At 32.6% G+C, this 12435-nt stretch carries 10 protein-coding genes; all 10 read right to left on the bottom strand.

Annotated features, from left to right (window positions below; translation table 11 throughout):
* Positions 1-3: 3 nt before the first annotated feature.
* The 10 genes from rlmN to priA all read right to left on the bottom strand — a co-directional run bounded on the left by rlmN (position 4) and on the right by priA (position 12434).
* Complete coding sequence (rlmN, locus tag FYJ81_RS03145) at positions 4-1098, bottom strand: 23S rRNA (adenine(2503)-C(2))-methyltransferase RlmN (RefSeq protein ID WP_019467762.1); 1095 nt, start codon at positions 1096-1098, stop codon at positions 4-6.
* Between the two features lie 3 nt (positions 1099-1101).
* A complete protein-coding gene (gene rsmB, locus FYJ81_RS03150) occupies positions 1102-2409 on the bottom strand; it encodes a 16S rRNA (cytosine(967)-C(5))-methyltransferase RsmB (protein WP_233422660.1) in 1308 nt (435 codons plus the stop codon).
* 2 nt (positions 2410-2411) lie between these two features.
* A complete protein-coding gene (gene fmt, locus FYJ81_RS03155) occupies positions 2412-3344 on the bottom strand; it encodes a methionyl-tRNA formyltransferase (protein ID WP_107384641.1) in 933 nt (310 codons plus the stop codon).
* Complete coding sequence (locus FYJ81_RS03160) at positions 3337-3825, bottom strand: peptide deformylase (protein WP_154409291.1); 489 nt, start codon at positions 3823-3825, stop codon at positions 3337-3339. The genes fmt and FYJ81_RS03160 overlap by 8 nt, the downstream gene beginning before the upstream one ends.
* Positions 3826-4028: 203 nt before the next feature.
* Complete coding sequence (locus FYJ81_RS03165; protein WP_107384639.1) at positions 4029-4718, bottom strand: GNAT family N-acetyltransferase; 690 nt, start codon at positions 4716-4718, stop codon at positions 4029-4031.
* 63 nt (positions 4719-4781) lie between these two features.
* On the bottom strand, positions 4782-6053 hold the full coding sequence (locus FYJ81_RS03170) for an amidohydrolase (RefSeq protein ID WP_107386244.1): 1272 nt from the start codon (positions 6051-6053) through the stop codon (positions 4782-4784).
* A gap of 15 nt (positions 6054-6068) precedes the next feature.
* Positions 6069-7583, bottom strand: coding sequence for an AbgT family transporter (locus tag FYJ81_RS03175; protein WP_154409292.1), 1515 nt, complete (start codon positions 7581-7583; stop codon positions 6069-6071).
* Positions 7584-7637: 54 nt separating this feature from the next.
* Positions 7638-9080 carry a M20 family metallopeptidase gene (locus FYJ81_RS03180; protein ID WP_154409293.1) on the bottom strand — a complete coding sequence of 481 codons (1443 nt, stop codon included), beginning with the start codon at positions 9078-9080 and terminating at the stop codon, positions 7638-7640.
* Between the two features lie 270 nt (positions 9081-9350).
* On the bottom strand, positions 9351-9797 hold the full coding sequence (locus FYJ81_RS03185; protein WP_154409294.1) for a GNAT family N-acetyltransferase: 447 nt from the start codon (positions 9795-9797) through the stop codon (positions 9351-9353).
* Positions 9798-10025: 228 nt separating this feature from the next.
* Positions 10026-12434 (bottom strand): primosomal protein N', encoded by a 2409-nt coding sequence (priA, locus tag FYJ81_RS03190; RefSeq protein WP_154409295.1) that lies wholly within the window; start codon positions 12432-12434, stop codon positions 10026-10028.
* Position 12435 lies beyond the last annotated feature (1 nt).

Below are 12435 nucleotides of genomic sequence, written 5' to 3' on the forward strand. Positions count from 1 at the left end.
CTATTACCTCGTTTCTACTTTTCGTTCCTTAGCTCTTAATTGACCACATGCTGCATCGATATCAGCACCTTGTTCTCTTCTTATTGTTGCATTAATACCTAGTCTCTTTAATTCTTTTTCAAATTTAAAAATATCCTCTTTGGGTGTCTTAACGTAATTTCTTTCTGGTACATGATTTACAGGTATTAAATTCACATGACAGTTTAATTTTTGGATTAAATGTGCTAATTCTCTTGCATGTTCAACTTGGTCGTTGACTCCTCCAAACAGTCCATATTCAAATGTAATACGTCTATTTGTTGTTTCTTGATAATATTTAATGGCTTCCATTAATTTTTCAACATTATACGCTCGATTAATAGGCATTAAACGAGAACGAATTTCGTCATTAGCACCATGTAAGCTTACTGCAAAATTTATTTGAATATCTTCGTCAGCAAAATCATAAATTCTAGGTATAATACCAGAAGTAGAAACAGTAATATGACGCGCACCTATATTTAAACCATTATCATGGTTAACAATCTTTAAAAAGTCCATCATTTCATCATAGTTTTCAAATGGCTCACCAATTCCCATGATTACAATTTGTGATACACGTTCATCGGTTTCATCTAATGCTTTTTGGACAGTGAGTACCTGAGATACAATTTCTCCCGCTTCTAAATTACGCTTTAGGCCACCTAATGTGGATGCACAGAATGTACAACCTATACGGCAACCCACTTGAGTAGTAACACATACGGAGTTCCCATATTCATGTCTCATTAATACTGTTTCAATCGTGTAACCATCTTGTAATTCAAATAAAAACTTAATCGTTCCGTCTCTACTTTCTTGTTTAACTACTGTAGTCATCACTGTCATTGCAAAATGGTCTTTCAAAAGTGCTCTTAGCTCTTTAGACAAATTTGTCATTTCATCAATGCTATCTACTCGTTTTTCATATAACCATTCAAAGATTTGTTTCGCTCTGAATTTTTGTTGTCCATTTTCTTTTAACCAATTTTCCATTTCATCATATCTCAAAGAGTAAATAGATTGCTTTTCGAAATTGGGAAGAAATTTATTTTTTTTCTTCTTCTCTGCAGTTATCATTATTTATTGTTCCTTTCTTTTTATCCTAGTAATGAAAAAGCCATCAGAATTAAATTGCTGTGGTAGCACCTGTAACGTTTTTACTTTTTCTCCACTGATTGGATGTTCAAATAAATCAAATTCAAAATCTTTATTTTCTTTTAAAAATGTATATATAACATTTTCATTTTCTAACTGTTCTATCGTACAAGTTGAATAAACTAATGTGCCACCAGGTCGTAAATGATTTTTTACGTTATTTAAAATTTCTAGTTGAATATTCACTAAAGATTGAATGCTTTGTTGACTTTGTTCATATTTGATTTCTGGCTTATGTCTAAGTACACCCAAGCCACTACAAGGTGCATCTACCAAAATCTTATCATACACTTTATCATAATTTTCCGTCGCATCGTGACTAAAAGCAGAAATGTTAGATAATCGTAATTTTCGAATATTAAAATCAATCAAGTCGATTTTATGTTCATGGATATCTGTCGCATCTACATGTCCAGTACCGTGAAGCCTTTCTGCTATATGGCATGCCTTTCCACCAGGTGCACTACAAGCATCTAATACAAGGTCGCCATCTTGGAGATTCATTACATCAGCTACAAACATAGAGCTTTTATCTTGGATAGACACTAGACCATCTTTAAATACACGTGACTCTATAATTGGTTTACCACTAATATGTAAACAAATTGTAATGTCACTATCTTGCGTTACAGTATAACCTTCGTCTTCTAAACGTTGCATCACATTTTCAACTGAAATTCTTGTCAAATTGACCCTTACAGTTGTTGTCACTTTTGTTAAAAATGATTGTGCAATTGCTTCAGTTTCTTCTATTCCAAAGTGTGTAACCCAGTGATCAACAAGCCATTTGGGCAAACTATATTGAATAGCAATGCGCTTCTTATCGTCCGTAATTTCATTAAAATTTGGTAATTCACTGCGCATAAGGTTTCTCAAAATCCCATTAACCACATTACCGTTATGCGGGCCACCTTTATATTTTGCTATATTAACAGCTTCATTAATAATCGCATGTTCAGGGACTTTATCCAAGTAAATATACTGATAGATACTCATCCACAGTAATTGTCTGACCCAACCTTTAAGTTTAGTTTGTACGAAAGGTTTCAAATAATAATCAAGTGTATATTTTCTTTTTAATGTACCATATACCAATTCGGTTAATAAATTCTTATCTGCCCGGCTCAAATCATTATTGGTTAATACCTCGTTAATAATAATATTACTATATGCCTTATCATTAATAATATCTTGTAATGTTTCAAAAGCTAATAATCTTACATTAGTTTCAATTGTCATTTTAATACCTTCCCAACGAGTGTTGATTGCACACCACTTAAGTAATTAGCTGTAGGCATTCTTTTTTTACCTGCAACTTGAATCTCTGTTAATGCAATCGCATCGTTAGAACCTGTAGCCACAATAATTGCTTTCTTAGTTGTCTCTATTATTGTACCCGGTTCACCATCTTTATCATTTTCAATGCGAGAAGCATAGACCTTTAAATTTTCTTCATCCATTATTGTGTAAGCAACCGGCCATGGAGACAAGCCTCTAATATGGTTATAAATTACTTCAGCAGGTTCTGACCAATCAATTTTTTCATCTTCACGACGAATGTTAGATGCAAATGTTGCTTCGTCTTCATTTTGAACAATACTTTCATTCGTACCATTAATAATAGAAGGAAGTGTTTCTTTTAATAATTCAGCACCTAAAAAGCTTAATTTATCATGCATCACACCAACGTCATCTTGTGGTTCAATATCGATTGCTTTTTGAGATATAATATTTCCAGCATCCAATTTCTTAGCCATATACATGATAGAAATACCAGTTTGTTTTTCTCCATCAATAATCGCTTGATGTATGGGAGCGCCACCTCTATATTTAGGCAATAATGATGCATGCACATTGATAGCACCTAACTTTGGTGAATCCAATAAAGTTTGTGGTAATAATTGGCCAAATGCTGCAGTAACAATTAAATCCGCGTTCAAATCAATCAACATCTGTAATTCTTCAGATTGTGACAGTTTTTCCGGTTGATATACAGGAATTGCATGTTCTATCGCAACTTGTTTCACTGGTGGTGGTGTTAATTTTCGTTTTCTGCCAACTGGTCGATCAGGTTGTGTAACTACTGCTATGACATTATGTTCTGCAATTAACATTTCTAACACTTTTGTCGAAAAATCAGGTGTGCCCATAAAAATAATTCTACTCATTTTCAAAATACGCCTCCACTTCTGCTTCAGTCAAAATTTTATCCGCACGTTCTGTAAAAAACTTCCCTTCAAAATGGTCAATCATATGTAATATCATACGCGCAATATCATCATATGCTGTCATCTCTACTTCATTTCCATTTTTATCATTACTTTTAACAACAATCATTTTACTTCTTTCAACTTCACCATAAATGTCAGGTAATGAAATAGATCCTTCTAAGTCAGTTACTTTTTGGTCTGATGCGCGAATAATTTTTGGATTGATAAGTTGTAACAATCCATCTATTTCCATATCGATAATAGCTACTTTTTGTAAGATGCCAATTTGTGGCGCACATATGGCAGAAGCTTCAACTTCATACATAGTGTCTTCTAAATCGAGCAATAATTGAGCTAAGTTTTCATCAAATCGCGTTACATCAGGAACGTTTTTATGTAAAATTGGATTTTCTGCTGCAACAAGTTGCTTTATTGTCATACAAATTACTCCTCATAAAAATTCATCATATCATTATAACTTATTTTAGTTAAATTTGCACCAAGCTTAGATGAAATGCAAGCGTTAAAACAATACATATTTTCTTTTTTACGCTTTTACTTCATCACAAAATATAACCGCAAGCTCTCACATACAAGCTTACGGTGTAATATATTTTTATGCTCCAGTTAACTTTTGTAAAATCATAGCGATAACTTATTGATTTGATTACCAAATTCATCAAAATTGTTTTCGTTCAACCAATTTTCAAACTTACTTTTATAAAGTGACCACTCATCTGCTAACATAGCAAGCCAGTATGTATCTCTACTTCGTTGTTTATAAATAGTATGATGTTTAAATAAACCTTCATATTTGAACCCAAGTCGTTTTGCTGCTTTTATAGATGGTTCATTGAATGCATCACACTTCCATTCATACCTTCTATAACCCAACGTGTCAAAAATATATTTTGCTAATAAGTAGTGTGTCTCTGTAGCTATACGTGTTTGTTTCATTTTATTAGCATAATGAATATGCCCAACTTCAATCGTTGCATTTTGTTCATTTATTCTCAGTAATGATAAAATGCCTACCACGTCATTATCCAATTGATCAATTATAGCAAAAAAGTATGGATCTTTTGTTTGTCTTTTATTATTTATATATGCTGCAAAATCATCATAACTTTGAGGCTGCTCATCCGGTAAATAAGTCCAATTAGGTGCATCATCTTGTGCCTTGAAATGATTAAATAAAGGGTTAATATGTTGCGAAGTTAATTTTTCTAACCTACAGTACTTCCCTTCTAACACATCAACGGTTGGTGCTTTGGGTTGAGTGAAATTGATTAGTGACTTACCAATAGGTTGTTTAAATTGATTATATTCCATTTATTTCCTCCCTTTTAAAATCAATAAGTATAAACCATTATCATATAATATTTCCATTAACGATTAAGCATTGAAATGTTTAGCAATTGCATATAACACATTTATACCATTAAATATATCTTGTTCAACAATATCAAACTGTGGATGATGATGATTAAATGAATGGTTTGAGCCTATATTTAAATATAGACCTTCATGCCCTAATTCTTGAACTCTTTGAATAAAGTAAGTTGCATCTTCACTTCCAGATGGTGTAATTTCTTCTTTTAAAATTTTTAAATCAGCTACTTCTTTTGAAATTAATGAATAAATTTTTTCTTTCAACTTACTTGAAGGTTCGATGCTAGGCGCTTCTCCAACTTTAATTTGGAAAATTTCAACCTTAAACATTTGTTCAACGCCTTGTATAATTTCAGAGACACGACGCTTCATAAATAGATTAACTTCGTTGTTGATACCCCTTACTTCAATTTCAAGTTTAACTTTATCAGCTATGATATTCCTACTCGAACCTCCCATAATCTTTCCGACATTAATTCGAGAATCGCCATTCTCATGTCGTTGAATTGCATACAATTGCTGTATGAGCGTGGCAGCAGCTAATATCGCATTACTACCATCTTGTGGATTAGCACCTGCATGGCTGGATTCACCATTTATAAATAAATCATATTTAGTTGAGGCCATAAAACCTTCAACAGACGTAATAATTTCATTCGATTTTCCATTTAAACCAATATGTGTTGCAAAGAAATAATCAACGTCATCAACAACTCCTTTTTTCACCATAGAAAGTGCACCTCGCACGCCTTCTTCTGCTGGTTGAAAAATAAGTTTTATTTTACCTTTATTAAAATCACTTACATTAATTAAATTTGCTAAACCAATACCCATAGTCATATGTGCATCATGTCCACATGCATGCATATAACCTTCATTTTGCGAACTAAACTTTGCTTGATAAGGTACATGACATTCTGACGTGCTTTCTTGAATTGGTAATGCATCTATATCAAATCTAAAAGCTAATGTTGGCCCTGGTTGTTCAAAATGTTTTGTTGCAACCAAACCAGTTAAGCCATCTTTGAATTTTTCAATTTTAAATCCATTATTTTCTAAATATGTGATATGTTCATTCAACGTTTCCTCGCTCGGTCTACCCAGCATATAATGCGAATCCATAACTTCATCACCAATTTTCAAATCAAAATCTAATAATTGAAGTTCATCATACAGTATATTTGCCGTATTTATTTCTAAAAAACCCGGTTCAGGTATCGTGTGTAGCTTTCTTCTTAGTTTTTTTAAATATGTTTTTTGATTATCATTTAGCATTACTTTCTCGCTCCTTTATTTTAAATCTTTCGTAACACCAGGACCTACCGGCAATCCTGTTAAATAGAAAAATGCTACTAGAATAATCCATGTAAATAAGAATGATAGCGTATAAGGTATCATTAATGAAATTAACGTACCAACACCTGCTTTTTTATCATATTTATTTAAGAAAGATAGTATTACCACAAAATATGGGTTTAGCGGTGTAACAGTCGCAATTGAGGAATCAGCCACTCTGTATGCCACTTGTGTAAAGCCTGGGTGCACACCTAGTTGCATAAACATTGGCACAAATACCGGCGCTTCTAACGCCCACTTGGCCGAACCAGATGTGATTAAGAATCCAAGGAAGGCAGTAAATATAATGTATAGGATAATCAATGGGAATCCAGTTAAATTAATACTTTTCAGAAATTCTGCACCATTAACAGCAATCCATGTAGCCATATTGGACCATTGGAAAAAACTTATAAATTGTGCTGCAGCAAATGCTAAAACAATATAACCTGATAAGTCTCGTACAGCATCGGTCATATATTTACCTATGTCATGTGTAGTATGAATTTTATTGTCAACAATACCAAACGTAATACCAATGATTAAAAACAATACCAATATAATTGGCACAATACCATCTATAAAGGGTGAGTTTATAATTGAACCATTTTCACCACGTAAAGGACTATTTGGTATAAATAATGTGATAGCAATTGCAAGTATATATAATAAAGCAGCAATCAATGAACTAATCAATGCTTTCTTAGCAGTAGGAGATGACTCATCTACTTCTAAATCATCTACTTTTTTATTATATTCACCTAGTCTCGGCTCTATAATTCTCGTAGTTACCAAACCACCAACAATCGTGAGTGCAAATGTTGAGACAATATTAAAATACCAGTTGGATACTGGTGAAACTTTTAAACCTGTGTCAATAATCGAGGCTGCTTCAGTACTGATACCAGATAGTAATGCATCTGTACCAACTACAAATAAATTTGCTGTAAAACCAGCACCTGCTGCACCAAAACCAGCCGCTAACCCTGCGATTGGATGTCTACCTAATTTATAAAAAACAATTGCAGCTAATGGAGGTACCAAGATCATTGCTGCATCTGACGCAATATTCCCCATTATACCGACAAACACTACAACATATGTAACTAATGAAGAAGGTGCTTTTGTAATCGTTTTTCTAATAACATATTCTAACAAACCTACTTTTTCTGCTAAACCAACACCTAACATCATAGCAATGACAATTCCTAATGGTGCGAATCCCGTGAAGTTTGTAATCATGTTTTCTAACATATATTGTAATCCGTCACCAGATAGCAAATTTTTAACTTCTAATGTTTTCTCACTTCCTGGTGGTCTAACAGTTGCACCATACATGTTAAATATAAATGAAAGCACTACCACAACTAATGCTAAATATATAAAAAGAAAAAATGGATGAGGTAATTTATTGCCCAAATATTCTACCTTATTTAAAAATTTACTTTGCTTTTTTACTTTATTCGCCATCAAAACGCCCCTTTATTTTACAGAATTTTCTGAAATATAATGGTGTATTTTAAATCATAATGTTGATGGTTCCACATCATCCGGTATAGGGTTTTTATAAGGATATTTTTCTAATTTTTCCTTATGCTCTTTTTTTATCGCTTTTAAAAGTTGTTCATCTTTTAGAATATGTATAGCAGTGTTAGCCATAACGCTTGAAGCCCTAAACATACCTTTGAATGCATATGTTGATAATCCTTGCGACACCATTTGCCATGTATGTAACGGTGTGCCCATAGCTTCAGTTGTACACGTACATTGAGCTGTAGGCGTTACCCAACTAACATCCGCTACATCAGAAGAACCCATCATAGGTGTTTCTGGAATTATGTAATCATTAACAATATTACTGAGTTTCATATTTTCTAATTTATCACTATCTTTAATGACACCAAAGCTCTGTAACATTTTTCTAGCATTTCCTTTTTCACCTTGTGTCAAAGAGTCCCAAATATTTTCCGCAAAATCCAATTCTTCTTTAGTATATGAAATAGTTTTTTCTTCTTCTTTTAAATATTGATACATAATTTCTTCCATTTTACGATTGGGAGAATAGTCAGAACATGCCTTATCTATTTCTATTTCACATTCTGTACCAGTCATTAATGCTGCACCTTGAGCTATATTTTTGACTCTATCTAATAATTCATTTACTTCGCTTAGATTTTCCGCACGAATTAAGTATAATACTTCAGCATTTGATTGAACTACATTCGGTGATATCCCTCCTGTATTTGTCAAAGCATAATGAATTCTATTTGTCATTGGCATATGTTCCCTTAGATAATTGACACCCACATTCATTAATTCAACAGCATCTAAAGCACTTCTACCTAATTCTGGTGAATTTGCAGCATGTGAACTGATACCTTTAAACCGAAAATATACTTGAAAATTAGCTAAAGTTTTGTTGCTCATAATGGCATTTGCTGGTGAAGGATGCCAACAGAAAGCATAATCCAATTGATCAAATACACCTGCTCTCGACATAAACGCCTTCCCAGAACCGCCTTCTTCTCCTGGACAACCATAATATATAACTGTACCTGATAAGTTGTTTTCTTTTAAATAAGCTTTAGTTGCTATTGCAGCTCCTAATGAACCAACACCTAATAGATTATGACCACATCCGTGCCCATTAGTTTGTCCATCTATAGCTTGTTCAATATCTGTCAGTGCTTTTTGACTTAAACCAGATAAGGCATCAAACTCACCTAAAAACCCTATGATAGGCTTCCCTTGGCCATACTCGCCTTTAAAAGCAGTTTTAATGTCAGCTAAATTTTCTTCAATTTGGAATCCTTCTTCTTCTAGTACAGTTAGTAATTTTTTAGAAGATAAGTATTCTTCAAACCTTGTTTCGGGATGAGACCATAAATATTTACTGGTCTCGATTAAAAGTTCCTCTTTTTCGAAAATAATATTATTTACAAATTTTTGATGATTTATATTAGTCATAAAAACTCCTCCTTTTATAAATTAATAATATGTTATCATTATAATTTATATTACGAAAGCGTTTTCATTATTCAAATAATATTTTTTTCATAATTTACAATATAGATTAATAAAAAAAGTAGAAGTAAAAAGAAATCAATAATAGTTAAATTGAATTCTCTTACTTCTACTTCTTAATTTTATATTTAGATTTATTATATATTGAAAGGTTTAACTTTAATTATTATTTCAATAAAAAAATTTATATTTAATACTGTTCACTTCATTATTTTATAACTCAATGGTCATGGAAGATGCATTTTTTATGAAACCAATTTTAGAATATAATGGTTCTGCATTAGTAGAAGCTTTTAAATTAACTATATTGACATGTTCTGTTTTACACTTTAATAAAAGCTCATCTAAAATTTGTTTACTTAAACCTAACCCTCTGTACAATTTAGTTGTATAAACATTGGTAATATAGCCTTCAACACCAGAATAATTATCATATGCGGGTGGTATTTGTTGAAAAATAACTGCTCCTGTAGATACAACTTGTTGATTATCTATCATAAACACTTGGTAGATGTTTTCTTTGTCGAAAACATCTTCAAAATATTCTCTCATATTATCATCAATATCTTCAGTAGCAAGCATACCTTGATCCAGTAGTTGTTCTTTTCTTAATTTTATAATTGTTTCAATATCATTTTTATTTGCAATTCTCATCTCCATATCTAGTACTCCTTTTAAAGAAATATGAGCAAATAAATTTACTATATCTATCAATCATATTCAACTAATAATATTTATAGTTTAATAAAAAATAGGGCCATCAAATCAGCAAAACACCGATTTACAGACCCCATTTTAAAAAAGAAAAATATTAATTATCTAAACTGTAACTTAATCGCTAAACAACAGGTTTTTAAACACTACGGTTAAACCACATTTAATAGTGACCTACATCATCATTTGAGGATTAATGTCAATCTTCAGTGATAATTTGTCTTTTAAATATTGATCATGATAAAAATCATCTAAATATTTTAGCGCTTCGTGTAATGAAGGTTCGCTTTTATATTTAATTAATATTTGAAAGCGGTATTCATTATTAATTCGTGATAAAGCTGCTGGAGAAGGGCCTAACACTAATGCCTTATCTGATAAATGTTGTAACAATATTTTGTGTATATGTTTAGAAGCTTCCATTACTTTTTTCATATCTTTGTGTGCAATCGTAAAATTAATTAAAAAGAAGTATGGCGGGTATTTACCTAACTTTCTATAATTCATTTCTTTTTCAAAAAAAGAATGATAGTCATTATCTTGAACATCTTTAATTGCATAATGATCAGGATTATACGTTTGTATGATCACTTGCCCCTCTTTTTCATGGCGGCCTGCACGTCCTGAAACCTGTGTCAACAATTGATATGTACGCTCACTAGCTCTAAAGTCAGGCAAATTCAACATCGTATCAGCATTTAATACGCCAACTAATGTAATGTTTGGAAAGTCTAAACCTTTCGCTATCATTTGTGTCCCCAGTAAAATATCCCCTTTACCTGAACCAAAGTCATCTAATAATTGTTCATGTGCACCTTTTCGAGAAGTAGTATCAACATCCATACGAATAATCTTTGCTTCCTGAAAATTTTCTTGTAATAATTCTTCAACTCTTTGCGTACCCGTACCAACCTGTCTAATGTGTTCACTTTCACAGTTAGGACACTTATTGGGAGGGATTTCTTGATGACCACAATAATGGCATTTCAATTGATCCGTTGATTTATGATATGTTAGAGAAATATCACAATTAGGACATTGAGGTACATGACCGCAATCACGACACAACATAAATGACGCATAGCCACGTCTATTTAAAAATAAAACAACTTGTTCTTTTTTATCTAACCGCTCTTGAATCGTATGACGCAAATCTTCTGAAAACATAGAACGATTTCCAGATGCAAGTTCAGCACGCATATCTACGATGTTCACTTCTGGCAAAGCTTGTTGATTCACTCTATGAGGTAATGATAAAAGTTCATAAACACCTTTAGTTGCACGTGCATATGTCTCTAAACTTGGCGTGGCACTGCCTAATACTAAAGGACATTGATGATATTGACTGCGCCATTGTGCAATATCTCTAGCATGGTATCTTGGATAGTCCTCTTGTTTATACGAAGACTCGTGCTCTTCATCAATAATAATCATACCTAAATCTTTAAAAGGGGCAAACACACTGGAACGAGCACCAACGCTCACACTCGCTTTACCATCTCTAATTTTTTGCCATTCATCATAACGTTCGCCCTTAGATAACCCTGAATGTAAAACTGCAACTTCGTCCCCAAATCTTTGTTTAAATCTTAATACCATTTGGGGTGTGAGTGCAATTTCCGGTACTAACATCATCGCTTGTTTGTCCTGATTGAGTACTTTTTCTATGGTTTGTAAGTAAACTTCAGTCTTTCCAGAACCCGTCACGCCGTGTAATAAAAATGTCCGTTGTTCACTTTTATTAATCGTCTCAAGTATGGCATTATATGCTTCTTGTTGTTCTTGCGTAAGTTGTTGCTTTTGATCTTGTTCAAATACTCGCGTCGCAAAAGGATCGCGCTCTACAGTTGTATCATATTTCTCAATAAAACCTTTACGAGCTAATGTCTCAATGCTAGATTTTGAAAAGCCCATTTCTTCTAATTGCTTTAAAAAAACAACGTGATGACTTTCATCGATTAAATATGCATATAATTCATATTGCTTTTTTGATTTTTCTAAAGAGCCTAATACCATATCATAATCAAAACCTTCGACGATGCGCACTGCACGTTGTTTCTTTTTCTTTAAACTTTGAGATAAAATGGTATCTTCAAGAATTGCACCTTGCTTTAAGAATGGTGCAATTAGAGTTAAGTCTTCATTTTTTTGTGCTTCTTTATATGCATAATGCCCTTCCGAGTCAAATCGTTTTAATAACTTTTCTGGTATAGCTTCAGCATCTTCAACTGCAAAAACTTTGGTATATTTAGCTTTGATTGCACTTGGAAGCATAACCTCTAACATAGAAATTCGCTTTGTAACAAAATAAGTATGATACCAGTCTGTAAGTTGTATTAATTCTTTCGTTAATTCAGGTTTAATATCTTGTATCTCTTTTATTTCTTTTAATTTTGATATATCCATATCAGTGTCAGGTTGCTTAGTGATGTCCATGACATAACCTTGTATCGTTCTCGGTCCAAAAGGTACAATTACACGCATACCAACTTCAATCATCGCTTGAAATTTTTGTGGAATTAAATAATCAAATGTAAAGTCAACACTTTTAGATGGGATATCTACGATTACTTTTGCTATCATT

The sequence above is a fragment of the Staphylococcus sp. McC-251-APC-3A2 genome (assembly GCF_009695665.1).
In the GTDB taxonomy this organism is placed as follows: Bacteria; Bacillota; Bacilli; order Staphylococcales; family Staphylococcaceae; genus Staphylococcus; species Staphylococcus cohnii.